This window comes from Leptospira idonii (assembly GCF_004770995.1).
Taxonomy (GTDB): domain Bacteria; phylum Spirochaetota; class Leptospiria; order Leptospirales; family Leptospiraceae; genus Leptospira_A; species Leptospira_A idonii.
Genome location: NZ_RQHW01000042.1, coordinates 172,954 through 187,741, shown reverse-complemented (window position 1 = coordinate 187,741; position 14,788 = coordinate 172,954). Strand labels below are relative to the sequence as shown.

The 14,788-nt window shown below is 40.6% G+C and carries 16 protein-coding genes; 8 read left to right on the top strand and 8 right to left on the bottom strand.

Features of this window, described 5'->3' with window-relative positions; translation table 11 throughout:
* Position 1 precedes the first annotated feature (1 nt).
* The gene (locus tag EHS15_RS11405) at positions 2 to 634 is read right to left on the bottom strand and encodes a hypothetical protein (RefSeq protein WP_135760691.1); all 633 of its coding nucleotides are present in this window, start codon (positions 632 to 634) and stop codon (positions 2 to 4) included.
* Here EHS15_RS11405 and EHS15_RS11400 point away from each other — a divergent pair.
* A complete protein-coding gene (locus EHS15_RS11400; RefSeq protein ID WP_135760690.1) occupies positions 633 to 1,667 on the top strand; it encodes a sodium:calcium antiporter in 1,035 nt (344 codons plus the stop codon). The two genes, EHS15_RS11405 and EHS15_RS11400, sit on opposite strands and share 2 nt — an antisense overlap.
* On the opposite strand, the gene EHS15_RS11395 is transcribed toward EHS15_RS11400, so the two are convergent.
* Positions 1,657 to 2,625 (bottom strand): DNA-processing protein DprA, encoded by a 969-nt coding sequence (locus EHS15_RS11395; RefSeq protein ID WP_246052106.1) that lies wholly within the window; start codon positions 2,623 to 2,625, stop codon positions 1,657 to 1,659. The two genes, EHS15_RS11400 and EHS15_RS11395, sit on opposite strands and share 11 nt — an antisense overlap.
* A gap of 12 nt (positions 2,626 to 2,637) precedes the next feature.
* Positions 2,638 to 3,570: a tetratricopeptide repeat protein gene (locus EHS15_RS11390; RefSeq protein WP_246052104.1), complete on the bottom strand. Its 933-nt coding sequence runs from the start codon at positions 3,568 to 3,570 to the stop codon at positions 2,638 to 2,640.
* Positions 3,571 to 3,621: 51 nt separating this feature from the next.
* Here EHS15_RS11390 and EHS15_RS11385 point away from each other — a divergent pair, with 51 nt between their 5' ends.
* The 3 genes from EHS15_RS11385 to EHS15_RS11375 are packed head-to-tail and all read left to right on the top strand — an operon-like array spanning position 3,622 to position 6,144.
* The gene (locus EHS15_RS11385; RefSeq protein ID WP_135760689.1) at positions 3,622 to 4,050 is read left to right on the top strand and encodes a GNAT family N-acetyltransferase; all 429 of its coding nucleotides are present in this window, start codon (positions 3,622 to 3,624) and stop codon (positions 4,048 to 4,050) included.
* Positions 4,047 to 4,820, top strand: a complete 774-nt coding sequence (locus EHS15_RS11380; RefSeq protein ID WP_135760688.1) for an SDR family NAD(P)-dependent oxidoreductase — start codon at positions 4,047 to 4,049, stop codon at positions 4,818 to 4,820. Before EHS15_RS11385 ends, EHS15_RS11380 begins: the two co-directional genes overlap by 4 nt.
* 1 nt (position 4,821) lies before the next feature.
* On the top strand, positions 4,822 to 6,144 hold the full coding sequence (locus EHS15_RS11375) for a DUF445 family protein (protein WP_135760687.1): 1,323 nt from the start codon (positions 4,822 to 4,824) through the stop codon (positions 6,142 to 6,144).
* 96 nt (positions 6,145 to 6,240) lie between these two features.
* On the opposite strand, the gene EHS15_RS11370 is transcribed toward EHS15_RS11375, so the two are convergent.
* Genes EHS15_RS11370 through lsa14 form a run of 3 tightly spaced genes read right to left on the bottom strand, consistent with a single transcriptional unit; the run spans position 6,241 to position 7,350 of the window.
* Positions 6,241 to 6,576: a TRL domain-containing protein gene (locus EHS15_RS11370; protein ID WP_135760686.1), complete on the bottom strand. Its 336-nt coding sequence runs from the start codon at positions 6,574 to 6,576 to the stop codon at positions 6,241 to 6,243.
* A complete protein-coding gene (locus tag EHS15_RS11365; RefSeq protein WP_135760685.1) occupies positions 6,573 to 6,905 on the bottom strand; it encodes a TRL domain-containing protein in 333 nt (110 codons plus the stop codon). Before EHS15_RS11365 ends, EHS15_RS11370 begins: the two co-directional genes overlap by 4 nt.
* 4 nt (positions 6,906 to 6,909) lie before the next feature.
* Positions 6,910 to 7,350, bottom strand: coding sequence for an adhesin Lsa14 (gene lsa14 / locus EHS15_RS11360; protein WP_167884216.1), 441 nt, complete (start codon positions 7,348 to 7,350; stop codon positions 6,910 to 6,912).
* A 500-nt stretch (positions 7,351 to 7,850) separates the two neighbouring features.
* Here lsa14 and EHS15_RS11355 point away from each other — a divergent pair, with 500 nt between their 5' ends.
* Positions 7,851 to 8,207: a TRL domain-containing protein gene (locus EHS15_RS11355; RefSeq protein WP_135760683.1), complete on the top strand. Its 357-nt coding sequence runs from the start codon at positions 7,851 to 7,853 to the stop codon at positions 8,205 to 8,207.
* A gap of 2 nt (positions 8,208 to 8,209) precedes the next feature.
* A complete protein-coding gene (locus EHS15_RS11350) occupies positions 8,210 to 8,548 on the top strand; it encodes a TRL domain-containing protein (RefSeq protein WP_135760682.1) in 339 nt (112 codons plus the stop codon).
* Positions 8,549 to 8,661: 113 nt separating this feature from the next.
* On the opposite strand, the gene EHS15_RS11345 is transcribed toward EHS15_RS11350, so the two are convergent.
* Both EHS15_RS11345 and EHS15_RS11340 read right to left on the bottom strand, forming a co-directional pair.
* Positions 8,662 to 10,794, bottom strand: a complete 2,133-nt coding sequence (locus EHS15_RS11345; protein ID WP_135760681.1) for a toprim domain-containing protein — start codon at positions 10,792 to 10,794, stop codon at positions 8,662 to 8,664.
* Positions 10,795 to 10,797: 3 nt separating this feature from the next.
* Positions 10,798 to 12,168 (bottom strand): DNA gyrase subunit A, encoded by a 1,371-nt coding sequence (locus tag EHS15_RS11340; RefSeq protein ID WP_135760680.1) that lies wholly within the window; start codon positions 12,166 to 12,168, stop codon positions 10,798 to 10,800.
* A gap of 80 nt (positions 12,169 to 12,248) precedes the next feature.
* Here EHS15_RS11340 and EHS15_RS11335 point away from each other — a divergent pair, with 80 nt between their 5' ends.
* Both EHS15_RS11335 and gltX read left to right on the top strand, forming a co-directional pair.
* On the top strand, positions 12,249 to 13,109 hold the full coding sequence (locus EHS15_RS11335) for a hypothetical protein (protein WP_135760679.1): 861 nt from the start codon (positions 12,249 to 12,251) through the stop codon (positions 13,107 to 13,109).
* A complete protein-coding gene (gene gltX, locus EHS15_RS11330; protein WP_135760678.1) occupies positions 13,109 to 14,671 on the top strand; it encodes a glutamate--tRNA ligase in 1,563 nt (520 codons plus the stop codon). Before EHS15_RS11335 ends, gltX begins: the two co-directional genes overlap by 1 nt.
* The last annotated feature ends 117 nt before the right edge of the window (positions 14,672 to 14,788 follow it).

Sequence of the window (14,788 nt, the reverse complement as noted above, 5' to 3'; positions counted from 1 at the left end):
CTCATTCCCATTCGATCATTCTCACAACATCTTTCAAACAATCTTCCCGCACCAAACCTTCTTTCTTCAATGCGGGAAGACCTGAATACCAAGCACCGTTTTCAAACTTGAGATCGATCCAATAAGTAAATAAATTTGCGGTTCCATTTTGATTTTGAATCACCAAATTCAAAAGTTTAAGATCGGAAAGTCCTGTTTCCTTATAAAACGTTTCTCCGGATCGAGTGCGAATGCGCACTTTTTTAGGAAGAGCTTCGTAACTGATTCCTTTTTTTTCTTCTTTCTTTTGTTTCAATTCCCAAGAATCGATGCGAACGGATTCCACCTCTTCCCATTTTAAAGTCTTCTTATATTCGATTCCGTCTCGAAGATGTTGGAAAGAAATTCCGGTTCCTAATCCTTCCGTTTCCCCCCTCACGGTTCTGCCGTCACAAAGAGTCAGTGTCTGAACCACGGAACGTTTCGTATCTCCTCTTGCATCCCGATCCTCCTTTTTTTCCTCTCCCGGAAAGCCGGGAGAAAGGGGTTCTTTCGGAAGTTTCGGATCCGCCCACAAAGGAAAAGAGAACGTGATAAGAAGAATAAGAAAGAGTCGATTTTGGTTTAGGCGGATCATAAATTGGCGTTTATCCATGGATGAATTCTTACAAGCCAGCTTTCAAGCCTTTCCTCTTCCCGTTTTAATTTTGGTGATCATCGCTTCCATCCTATTTCTAGGAAAAGCGGCCGATGTACTTGTAGACGAAGCAGTCTCCCTTTCCACAAGATGGGGAGTTCCCAAAATGATCATCGGTGCCACAATCGTCAGCTTAGGTACCACATTGCCGGAGGTTTCCGTCTCCGTACTTTCCGCTTTGGACGGTAATCCAGGGATCGCCCTGGGCAATGCAGTGGGTTCCATTATCTGTGACACAGGTTTGATTTTAGGAATCGCCATTCTGATCTCACCACCTGATATTGATAAACGATTGGTGAATCGACAAGGATGGATTCAAGTAGGTTCCGGTTTCCTTTTATTTTTTGCGGCACTTCCTTGGCTCGATGTAAAATCGGCATGGACAGAAGGCGGATTGGTTTCTAGAGAAACAGGTTTTCTCTTCTTAGCTTTGTTAGGTTTTTATATCTATCTTAGCATCAAATGGTCCCGTTCCAAACCGGGAGAGGCAGAAGCAGGATTAGATGATGTCACAGAAATGGACAGTTCTCCTCTCTGGCAAATCCTGATCAAACTTGCGGTTGCGATAGGAGTGGTGATTTTTTCTTCCAAAATTTTAATCCCTTCCGTGCAAGAAACTGCGATTAGACTATCAATTCCCGATTCCATTATCGGAGCCACCTTAGTCGCCTTCGGAACCTCTCTTCCCGAACTTGTGACAGCCATCCAAGCCTCCAGAAGAGGACATTCCGAACTGGCAGTGGGAAACATCATCGGTGCGGACATATTGAACGTTCTTTTTGTAACAGGAGCTGCGGCAGCGGTGACAAGCCCGGGATTACTTGCTCCGAAGAACTTCTTTCAATTTTATTTTCCTGCAATGCTCATCGTACTTGTTCTCTTCCGTTTGGGAATTTTCTTTTCCAAAGATAAAATCAAAAGACCTTTCGGCGTGTTCCTTCTCATCATTTACGTGATTGCGACCGTGGCTGGTTATTTTTTTAAGGGTTAAACATCCAATAGGTGCCTTTTCCCAAAGGCACCGCTCCTTTCTCATACATCCATTTTCTTCTTTTTCCTTCCTCCAATTTCCATTCTTTTGCGGATATCCTTCCGTCCTCCTCATTCCCGTGATAAAAATAACCTTTGTTTTGTGACAATGATTCCCAAGAGATAGAACCTGCTCCATCCTCCAAAAGTCTTTTTCCTCCTTCGTTATCGTACTGCAGGATATGATCGAAAACATGAATCTCTCTGTTTTCCGAAAGAGCACTCATAGCGGTGGAAAGTGTTCCCGATCTTTTGCCTGACTCCATGATATATACATGAGAGGAAAGACCGGCAATCAAACGATTGCGTTTCGGAAAAGTCCATTTCGCAGGATGAGTAGGAAATACGAATTCGGAAATCAAAGAAGAGTTAGGTTCTCTTTTTACTCTTTCATAAAGATCTCTGTTCCCTGGAGGATATTCCTGATCGAGGCAGGTTCCCAACACACCTAAGACGGGAATGTTCAAATCCAAAGCGGCAAGAAACGATTCTCTATCGATTCCCAAAGCCATTCCTGACACAATCGTCAGATTGGAAAATTCCTCGGACAAACGAGCGACTAAAAATCGAGTCGCCAAACGAGATATAGGAGAAGATTTTCTAGTTCCTACAATGGAAATCAATTTATTTTGAAATACGGAAATCGAACCTCTTACGGCAAGAATTAAGGGAGGGTCGAATGTTTCCTTCAAAAGGGAAGGATAAGCAGGATCGAATATGGAAATAAATTTTAATCCCTTCGCTTCCCTCGAATCCAAAAAACGAGAACATTCCTGCTCAAGAGAAAAGACCCATTTTCGATCCAAAAAAGGAATTAGCTTTTCATAAAGTTCGGAAAGAGAAAAGGATTTGCGCCAAATTCCGGTTTTGTGGCAGATACGGGAGATATTAGGATGAGAGAAAAAAACTTCAGAATGCACCCACACAAGGGGTCATGGGTTCGAATTCTGGTCCTTGAGCTTCTCTAAATTTTTGAGAACGTTTTTATAAGATGAATTTTCTTCCAAATTTTCCCGGATGACCCCATTCGCTTTCATCTCTTCCAGGTAAGATTTAATTTTGAAATATTCGGAACTTGCTTGAGAGGTTTTGCCTACTTGATAGAGAAAGTTTGCCTTTGCGAATCTGGCTGGAATATTATAAGGCTCCTTTTGCAAAATCATATCCAACAAAGTAAAAGCGGTTTCCACATCTTCATAACCGGAATTCATTTTGCCGGCCCAGGTTTCTCCCTTCAAAGAGGAATCGAAATAAATCAGTGCCAATTGAAAGGGGAAACGAGTGTCTTTTCCGTCCAATCGGGATAATTGTTTCAATAGTTGAACTGCTCTTTTGCGGCGATTCTCTTCCCAACCCATATCTTTGGAAGCATTTGCGAATGCAACAGCCGCTTCATATAATAATTGTTTATCTAACTTTCCGATTTGAATCGCTTTTTCGAAATAAGGAAGTGCGGATTCGAATTGATGAAGCTCGTAACCTGCCTGGTTCACTTGTTCGCCCAAAGCTTCTTCATAATATTTGGAACCCACATCGAAAGAACCGGCTCGCATATAACCTCTTGCGATTTTCCAGGAAAGTGCACCTGCTTGGTTCGATTTTTGAACCATCTTTCTGATCTTTTTATCTAACTCTTCTATCTCAGCTTCTTCCAAAGAAAGTTTTTCTTTCCAGTTCACCAGATCCGATTCGGAAGCTGGCTGTTCTTTGAATCTTTTTTTCCATTTGGATTCGGTTAAGCTGTTCCAAAAGTCGCAATGAGAGAAAAAAAGAAGGGAAAGGAAGAGTAAGGATAGGGTTTTTGTAGGAGGTACCACAAAAATCCCCTTCCCCCAGGAAGAACCGATCTCTTTTTTTCCACTCATTAGGTTCGAATTTAGTTTCTTTATTAAGGCTGGCTAGAAAAAAATGAGATTATGTCTCATGAAATCCGAGCCCTCTCGGAGGAAGATCTGCCGCTGCTTCAGGAAATGGAAACTTACTGTTTTCCTGGAGAGGAATGGACACAAAAAATGCTTCTCTCTCATTTGGAATACCACCAAGCATTTGTCCGACCGCAGGAGACACCGAAAACCTATGCACTGGTCTGCGAAACTCCCTGGGAAGTAGAAATTTTCCGAATCGCAACCCTTCCCGACTATCGCAAACAAGGCGAAGGGAAAAAATTATTGTTCTCACTTTTTCAAACCTATCCTACCAAAGATTTTTTTCTGGAAGTTAAGGAAAACAACATCCCTGCCATACAGTTGTATGAAACTTCAGGGTTTCAGATACTGGAAAAAAGAAAAAATTATTATCCTGACGGATCCACTGCAATCATAATGAAGAGGAATAAAGAACTATGAAAAATGCTTATGTAACTGGCGCATCACAAGGAATCGGCAAAGAATTCGTAAGAGCTTTGGCACACGATTACAACGTATTTCTCATCTCACGCTCGTTACCCGATTTAAACAAAGCGATCCAAGAGATCGAACCCAAAAGCAGAGGTATCCTCAAAGCGATTTCTCTCGATCTTACGAAAAAGAAAGACCAAGAGGAATTATCCGAAATTCTCTCCAAAGACAAAGAGTTCGAACTTCTAGTCAACAACGCAGGTTTCGGAACCACGGGAGAATTCGCTTCCTTAGACTTGTCCAAAGAATTGGATGAGATCAATTTGAACGTAAAGGCTTTGGTCGCATTGAGTCACACGGCTCTCAGTCAATTCAAAAAAAGTAAAAAAGGTTTTTTGATCAATGTAGCATCTGTAGCAGGTTATCTGCCTGCACCGGGTAGCGCCGTTTATGCGGCAACAAAAGCTTTCGTAAAATCATTCACCGAATCCATTCACGAAGAAGCAAAACCTTACGGGATTCATGTACAAGCACTTTGTCCCGGTCTCACTCATTCCGACTTCCACCAAAGAGCGGGAATCGAAAAATCAAAATATCCCGGTTTTATGTGGCAGACTGCAGAAGAAGTTGTGGAAGAATCTTTGCATTCTCTTCGTTACAACCAAGCAGTTTGCATTACTGGCACAGTGAACCAAGGTATGGTGGGACTTACAGAACTCATTCCTCGTTCTTGGGTCAGAAAAGGTGCCGGAAAATTAATGAACTTCGACGGAACATAAAATGGATGTAGCAAAATTAGACGCCTGGTATAGAAAAAGTTTGGTCGTATTTTCGATCATTGCGGGAGTATTTCAGTTTTACTGGGAAGGGAATATTTGGATTAATGCATGTTTTGTGGTATTGATGGCAGGTGTCGTAGGATACTTCACAAATTTCCTTGCCATCAAAATGTTATTTCAGCCGAAGCACGGGAAGGTGCTAGGATGGTCGGGACTTGTTCCCAAGAACAAACAAAAAATCGCAAAGTCCTTAGGAGAGAGCATCCAAAACAATCTACTCCACCCCGACATCATCTTATCTTATATTTACGAAAGAAATTTAGTCGAATCCGGCCTTCAAAAAATCGCAAAGGAAATCGATGAAGCGATTCATAACGATGAGATCAGAGAGATGCTCGTTACAAAGATCATCTCATTGATGAAAGAAAGAGGGCCCGAAATTCTAGAAGTCATATTCGATTTTTCGGAAGAGACCATCAAAAAAATGGCGCAGAGACCGGAAGAAGTACAAAAGCTTTGGGTTTATACCAGAAACAAACTGATGGAATATCTTACCGAAGAAACGAACAGGGAAGAAATCGGCCGTCAGCTTAGAGTGGTTTTGTTAGAAGAGATGCCTAAGTTAGCGAACATGTTGAACGAAGGTTTGGAAGAATATCTCAAAACAAGAAATACCTTGGGAAAAATCGGAATCGGAGTCAAAAAAATATTCTCCTTCAATGATGAAGCGATTCAAGAACTCTTGGAACGATTTATCAGAGATCCGGAAACATCCGATCAATTCATGAATATGATGGATGAAGTGATGGAACGTCTGCAAGACAGATTGAATTCCAAAGAAACCCAAGACTTCATCACTACAAAAATCTCGGACTGGCTGGAAGCTAGCGGGGATTATGCGCGCCAAAACCTTCTCCCTACGGGAATCGAACGGCTTCAATCCTATTTGGATGATCCGAACAATTGGGAAGAGATCGAAAAAAACTTCTTCAAAGCAGTCGATTGGCTGAAGCGCCGCTTGTTGGAATTCATGAACAGCGAAGAAGGAAAGGTTTATCTCAAGAAAAACATAGAAAAATTCGTTCACAAAATCAATGTTACTGCTCTCGTCGAGGAAAGAGTGATGGAACTAGACACGGACGATCTGGAAAAAATGATTTTGGACAATACTGGAGGAAACCTTGTCGTGATTCAGTTCTTAGGAGGAATTTTAGGAATGATTGCAGGACTCATTCAAGTCCATATCTATTTTGCAGTGCCTGTAGGCGCCTTAGTAGGAGTCACTTATATCGCACATTACAGGAATCAGAAGAAACATACGTAAACTTTAGTTAAGAGATTCACTATACCATCAAAAGGAGAGTTTACAATTCTTTTGATGGTATATAACGGAAAGAGAATCTATCCTTTACTTAAGATATTATTCTCCCCACACTTGAACACATTCTCTATAAAAAACAGGTCCTAGAATTGCAAGAGAGCTACGGTCAACTACTGCGATCCTGCTAATCCCCGCTTCCTTTGTAGCATCTTGAATGCTAGCTCCTCCACCGAAGTAGAAAAAAGTCATAAGAATCCAAGAAGAATAGCTGCAAGACTCTCCCATTTTTTCGACTTTTCCTGTCCCGAGGAGTGACCCTCTTTGTTTATCCAAAACGTGTTGTGAAGTATAAGTAACTAGCGCACCTGGATGCGGAGTAGAGATACAATAAGAAGCGGAAATTAAAATTATAACCAAAGCTATTAGTTTTTTCATTTAGATTCTCCTGTTACGACGGAACAAAATTTTGTGAATAAAGTGGTATATACAATTGTTGCTTTATAATCAACGGAAGCGATTCGAATGATTCCATTTTCTTTAGCAATTTTCCCTGCGCCAGAATCTCCAAAAGAGAATAAACTTAAAACGGTATAAGTGCAACCTTCCGCAGTTCTTTGCGACTTTACTTCGTTAGAAGGATTAAAATCACCTGGAAATTTTGTATGGCTGAACAAAGCACCATGAGTAGGTCCTTGCGTGATGTTACAAGCCTGAAACAAACAAATTGTCATTAAAATTAGTAATATAGTGATCATTTTTTTCATAATATTATTTCACTCCTTTAGCAGGAACAGCAGCGTTAGTCGCAGACTCTCCATAAACGGAAGTACAAAAACGATGGAAAACAATTCCTAATATTGAGAACTGATTGTATTCAGTGTATGCAATTCTTTCGATTTTAGCGGAAGTTTTTGCAGCTTCTAGGGAGGAATCACCGAAAGATACAAGTGCCAAAATACTGTATTGACAAGCATTTCCCGACAAAGTCGCACTTACAGGCTGACCGGAAGAAATAGCTCCAGGAACATCGTTGTTATGAACGAACAAACCGCCTTTAGTTAGTAACCCGAGGGGAGTGGAATACTCTGGAGTTGGGTTCGTATTCGTTCCCCCCAAAGTATTGTAAGTACTTAACGAAGTGCAGCCTACTACAGGTAGTAAAGAAGCAACAGCTATGAAAATAAATCCCAAAAGAATTTTGGCTCTCATTTTTAACCTCATTTAATTATAGTGAGGTTAAAATAACCGTTGAACCAAGGCAAGTAAATATACGTTCAAACTTTGAAAGATCTAAAAGCAAATCCAAAAACATAAGCAATCTATACCATTTCATTTTTATAGACGCAAAAGTGCCCCTTAACCAATTCGCCGAAATACGCATTATAAATTTCACAAGCATCATCTTTTATTGCATGGATCCTCCTTTTTTCAAAAAAAACATACTTTTTTTTCTTTCTTATCTTTTTTCGTTTTTTCAAGGAAATACAACCGTATTCGTATATTTGGAACTCTTCTAGGACATTATGTTCTCATTGTATAAAATACAAGTGTAAACCCTCATATAACAAATAGGATATCCGGAAATTAGAAGCTAACGACGTTTATTTATCGCAGAACAAAGGCAAAATCAAAAAAAGCTTGTCATTAAGTTCTTTCTTAAAACGATTAGCCCGTATATTAAAGTTTCAGAATTTTCAAGGAGAAAATCTATGTTTAAAAAAATCACATTGTCCTTAGTTATATTGATTGCAGCCGCTGCAACAAGTAACTGCGGAACATTACTAAACCAATTCTCTGCTACAAAAGGGCTTCATGGTTTCGATCATAACGGTTCCGTTTTTGCAAGCACAGTAAGATCGGAAGCGATATCCGATACAATCGGTTCAAAAAAAGGGACTGCTTGTCAAACTATGTTTCTTTTTACAGCTGTTGCATTCGGAGATGCATCTCTTCCTGAAGCAAGAAGAAACGGTGGAATTTCCAAAGTAAACCACATTGCTTATGAAAAAACCAGAATTCTAAGTTTGCTATATAACAGAGATTGCATTATCGTTTACGGAGAGTAATCATGAATGCTAATGTAAAAAAAATAATAGGGCGATTGTCGCTTCTTATATTGCCATTTCTATTCACTGCTTGTGTAACAAACCCGATTCCTTTGGCTCTTTACGGAAACTACAAAGGAACTTTGCATGTTTTCCCTGAGAAAATCGGAACGAAATCAGGAAGAACATGTTACACTCAGTTCGGAGCAGGCTATCTTCCTCTTTTCTTAGTAGGAGACGGTAGCGTGAAAACGGCTGCTGACAACGGAGGAATTACTAAAATTTCACTCGTTGAATACGAACAAGAGAATATTGTGACAGGCATCTATGCAAGAACCTGCATCATTGCTTACGGAGAATAAATTTGAATTGTTGTTAGGTTTGCAAAGGCCTAACAACATTTGAATGTTCCAGCTTTTTTTAAACACCGACCCTACATCGTAAGATCGGTGTTTTCATCGTATTAAAAGTAAAATCAATCCTCAATCACACTCATCGCATACTCGGAGATAGCTTCTCTTCTTTTATCCGCATAATCCTTGTGAAACCATAGATCTTGGATGTTTTTTGCGCTCTTTTTGTTCGTGATCGTGATTTTTGTCATACACTCTTCCACGGCGAACTTCATGGCTTCCTTACCGGTTTCTCCTAAACCCTTGTTTCTTTTCTTACGGGTAATTTCAGAACCGGTTTTGTTCACCTTCGCAACTAACTTATCATAATCGCTGTCATCGATGCAAAAAACCGTTTCTTTTTTAGCATCTTTCCATTTGACATCCACTTCGTAAAGAGGAGCGGAAGAAATATTGATAAAACCCAAATCGAAAAGTTCAGGCCAATATTCGTAAAAGAAAGACAACATCAAAGAGCGAATCGCATAACCGTCGAAATCGGCATCCGTGATGATGCTGATTTTATCATAATGAAGTTCATCGATAGATTTTACCTTTGTGTCCAAAGGTAAACCGCAAATCGCTACGATGTTCTTTAGCTCTTCGTTCTGCATGGCTTTTGCCAAAGACATCCCCTTACAATTCAAAGGTTTCCCTCGCAAAGGGAATAGTCCGTGCAATTTAGGGTTTCTGGCAGGACGCAAACCTGCGATCGCAGAATCCCCTTCCGCAACGAACAAAACACGGCCTGGATCGTTCGGTTTGCCAGTAGGAGGCATCAGCTTAGGGATATTGTTTCTGGAAGCCTTTCTGAGGCCTTTCTGAGCGTCCTCAAGCTGTTTTAGCTGGGTTCTACGCTCCATCACCATCTTGATTTCTTCGATCAAGCCGGTTTTCTTCAGAAGTTTATCCAAATGTTTATCCACGGCCTTTCGAATGTCCTCATTCAAATCGTTGATCAAATAAGATTTATCCTGAGATTTGAAACGAGGATTTAAGATACGTAAGTTGACATACATGTGAAAGCAGCTTCTCACATCGTTTCTAGTACACTGAGTGTTCAGCTTTTTTTCCAGAGAAACGATTTGGGATTTTTTGCGAACCTCATCGCAAAGTCTGTTTTCCAAATACTCTATAGCGGAACCGCCTTGAGGACAGAAAATGGAGTTCACCCAAGTAAGAGTTTTGTTTTGTCCCACAACCGCATACGTATCCATATTGATTTGGGAAGCGGACGATTTGTCCGCATAATCCATCTTATAATAGATCATATCGGAATTGCTGAAAATCTCATCAAAACCTTTTTTGAACTTATATTTTTCCTTGCCGGACTTATGGATGAATACTACTTCCAAACCGGGGTTGGACATGGCGATATCTTGCAGGTATTGTTTCACCAAATTAATATTAAATGAAGTATCCAGATTATTGAAATAAGCAGGATTCAATTCGAATTCCACGGTGGTTCCGTGGTCTTCTTTTTTGGCGTTCTCCACAACGGCAGTCATTCCCGTTTTATCGGAAGGGCCTTTTAATTGTTTGATTTGCTCAGGAGTCAATTCGGGACAATCGGTAAAATGACCGTGTTCATCGTAATACAAAAACACTCTTTCCTGATCGTCTTTGGAGAGTTTGAAACTGCGGATGACTTTTTTCACGTCTTCATGGATCGAAAACATTTTTTTATAAGCTTTGCCGCTGTTGATCGTTTTCACTTTAAAAAAGGAAGACACCATTCTTACTAGGGAGATACCCACACCGTTCTGACCGGCAACATGATCTTCTTTCACTTTATCATCGAAGTTTTCTCCGTACATTAAGTGAAGATAAACACCTTCCGCATTGTCCGCAGGAATTCCTCGACCATTGTCCTCGATAGTAACTCTTTTTCTGTCTGTGGAAAGTTGAACGATGAGTTTATTCATCTTATCCTTTTCAGGAATCGATTTATCATTCAAATTTTTACGATATTCATCGACGCAGTTCATACAAGCTTCGTCGAGACATTTGATCTTCGCAGGGATATCAGACAGCTCTTCGTGGGTGATGTCATATTTACCCGAACTGTCTTTTGTGAAAAAGTGCTGTTCGAATGTGGAAAGTGAATTCTGGCCGAGCCACATCCCTGTACGCATACGAACGTGTTCTACGTTCGAAAGTTTCTTAAAATTACGGCCGTTAGATGATTGATTTTTTTCCGGTTTTGCTGCTGCCATAAATTATTTTGGATCCCACTTTAATTTCAATTCGTCGAGTTCCTGAGTCATAAATCCTGTAAGTTTTTTATCATCTTTCTGAAGAGAAGTATATTCCGTATATTTTGTCTTAGCTTCTACGATCGCTTCTTCACATTTACGAACTTCTTCCAAAGTCATTCGGTAAACAGGAATCGTAGTGAGCCATTCAAAGTAGACGAATTTTGCTGCTTTTAGTTTTTCTTCGAATTCTTTTTTGGATTTGATTCCGGTTACTTTTTCGTTCCATTTTTCCTTGATGAAACGAATGAGTTCCGAGTTTCTATCGATCTTTTCTTTTTCGAGACCGGCAAGCCTCTTGAATCTACGAATAAGATGTGTTTTACGGAAATCGCAGAATCTTTTAATGATTTCTTCGGGAGTATGATTCTTCAGTTTCCCTTCGTGTGTGATGATGTTGATCGTAAGAACTTCGTTGTTTTCCTTGGAAATCAACTCTTTCAGTTCTTTTTCACTGGGTTCTTCACCCTTTTTGGCAACCAATTCGATCTTAAACGTTTGGCTGGAATGATCCACATAATCTTTCAGCCAATTGTCCTTTTTCTCGATCAAATCATCCAAATAATTCACTACCTTCTCTCGGTTCCAGTTCATAGGAGCGCCGATGAGGAAGTTTTTTCCGTCTTCTTTCTTGAATGCGAAGGTAGTAGACATAACGGTGGAACCGTTGTCGTTTTTGGATAACTTAACTTCTCCCTTGTAATCCTTATACCAAGGAGTGATCTTCTTCGCTTTTCCCGTCTTTAGATAGGAAACTTGAGAATCGATTACATCACTGAGCTTATGACCGGGGATAAAACAACGGAATCCTGTTGCGATTCCTTGAATATTATTGAGTAAAACGACAGGAACTTTTCCCACAAAATGAATCGGTTCGTCTTCCGTTTCATCGTAATTCTTCGCGTAATCGATATCGGGAAGGCTCTCGAAAAAACCTAAATCTTTTGCGAAATCGGAAAGTTTCACTTCCGTATAACGAGGAGAAGCGATCGCACCAGGATCCAAAACGTCTCCGAATGTTCCCTCTCCGCTCACTAAAGGATAATTATTTGCGAAAGTAAAATCTTGTGCCATCTGGGACAACGCATCTTGGATGGATTTGTCTCCATGAGGGTGATATCCCATGGCAAGACCGGCAACTTTTACCGTTTTGGTGTGCCTATTTCTTGCGTCCGAGTTCCACATAGCCCAGAGAATTCTTCGCTGAACAGGCTTTAGGCCATCAATTTCATGCGGGATTGCGCGAGAATCGCAAACATATCGGGAGTATTTTCTTTGGTCGTCGTGGACTTGTTCTTCAAAAGGACGTTTAGGATATTGATCTTCGTTCTTCATGATACCAAATGACACAGAGAAGGGGTGAATTGACTTGTCAAGCCGTTTTCCCTTTTTAGACTGGCGGAACGGCTCCAACAATGTCACCCAAAGCTCAAGGTAGACCCTATTTTTATTGGCTCATCTGCATCCTGATTTTTTTTCCAATCCTAGGTTGCTCTGTCCTAAAATCTTTCGGGAAAACACGAACTTTCGATGAGGAATTCGGACTCATCCTTTACAATAAATCTCCCAAAAAATTGAACCCTAGATTCTTCTCGGAAGGCTCAAATCATCATGTTTTGATCGAGAGAGAACTACTGGAAAAAGAGAAATTCATCACAAAATGGGAGCTGAGTTTCTTAGCTTTCGACAAGGAATTCCTTACTTCCGCCAAAGAAAAGTTCGGAAACGATTCCGTTTTCACATATAAACTTTCTTGGAGAAAAAAATCGGGCCAGTATTCGAATGCAAAAGAAAGTAAAAACTTCAAAACAACTTATAAATCCGTAGAACTAGGAGAAGTTTCCGCAAATTCCATCGAGGAACTTCTGCAAAAAGCGGCCGCCTTCAAACCTGTTCCATCCAAAATTCAGGAAACGGAAACCTTTCGAATGAGCTCCGATGTAGCGTTGTTAGTTGAAGAACAAATCAAAACAGAATTTTCTTCTTATATTTGGCAGCATGATTTGGGAGAAACGGATAAAGAATCGAGCACACTATTCCAATCCCTGTTACAAACGAACGGATCTCCCAAGCAGTCGCCTAATTACGAATATTCCCAGAACCGTTTCGAGATTCTTTCGTCGGAACCGAACAAATTGTTCTATAAACAAATTTATTCCGATTCTAAAACCAGCGTCTTTTTCGTTCCACCGCTTGCCAATGCACTCTCCGTCAAACCAGGGGAGCCTGTAGGATTGAGAAGAATCGGCAATTTTTTACTAAAAGAGGAAAAATAATGACTACGCCTTACACAGAAGTTCGCACACGTTTCGCGCCTTCTCCTTCCGGATTTTTACATGTGGGAGGAGCGAGAACCGCACTCTTCAATTACTTATACGCAAAAGCGAAAAAAGGAAAGTTTCTGCTCCGAGTGGAAGATACCGACCAAGACAGATCTACGGAAGCTTCTTTCAAAATCATTTTAGAATCTCTTAAATGGCTGGGAATGGAATGGGACGAAGGTCCCGGAGTCGGGGGCCCTCACGGACCGTACACTCAGTCCGAACGACTTCACATTTATAAAGAATACACTGCAAAATTAATTTCTGAGAAAAAAGCATACCGTTGTTTTTGTTCTTCCGAAGAATTGGAAGGCAAAAAGAAACAAGCGGAATCCATGGGAATTCCTTATCTTTACGACGGTAAATGTTCCGGACTTTCGGAATCAGAAATCAACGAACAAATCAACAAAGGAACTCCTTTTACGGTTCGATTCAAAACTCCTAACAAACTAGTGGTAGTGGATGATATGATCCAAGGAAAGGTGAAGTTCGAATCGAAACTGATCGGCGATTTCATCATCGTTAAATCGGACGGCTTCCCTTCTTATAATTATGCGGTTGTGATCGATGATGCTCTGATGAAAATCACTCATGTGATTCGAGGCGTGGGTCATCTTTCCAACACCCCTAGACAAATTTTGATTTTCGAAGCATTCGGTTTTCCTCTTCCTAGATTCGCTCACGCAAGTGAAATCGTAGGAACGGACGGTAAAAAACTTTCGAAAAGAGCGGGAGCAACATCGGTTCTCGCCTTCAGAGACTTAGGTTATCTTTCCGAAACTCTAAGAAATTATATGGCTCTACTGGGTTGGACTTCTCCCGACGGAAAAGAATACATGCCGGACGAAGAACTTTGCAGCATATTCGATATTGAAAGATGTTCCAAGTCCCCTGCGACCTTCGATGTATTTAAAAAATTGAAAGAAGAAGAAAAGGAAACTGTCGACTTTAACAAGTTAGATGCCATCGGATTATCTGAATACTTAAACCAGAAATCGAAACTGAACTGGATGTCCAATAAACTCATCCGGGAAGTTCCCATAGAAAGATTGGGTCAAGAAATGGTTCCTTTTTTGGTAAACTCGAACATACCTGCGGAATACAAATCGGGAACACACCCTACTCTTCTATCCATTTTGGATTCAGTAAGAGTGTACCTGGATAGACTCATCCAAGCACCACCTTACATCGAAGAGTTTTTTCAAGAAGACATTCAATTCGAAAACGAAGAAGCCAAAAATCTAATCTTAGAAGGAAACGGAAAGAAGGTGGCGAAAGAGTTTTACGACTCGATCACTGCTGCTGCTCCAAACAACCCGGACGATTACAAAAATCTGATGGCCTCCGTAGGGGAAAAAACGGGAGAAAAAGGCAGAACTTTGTTTATGCCGATCCGTTCCATCACCACTGGAAAATCCCACGGACTGGAACTACCGATTCTGTTCACCCTTCTAGGGCAGGAAAAATTAAAGAAGAGAATGGAGATCCTAGGTAAAATCGTAGGTCTGGCGCCCTAATCCAGGAAAGTTTTTCCCTGATTTTCCCCAAAATCAGGGGAGGATCCCCATTTTTGTGTTTTTTTCTGAAAAATTTCACGTATACTCGTATATAGGGATCGGTGGGAAATAGGATTG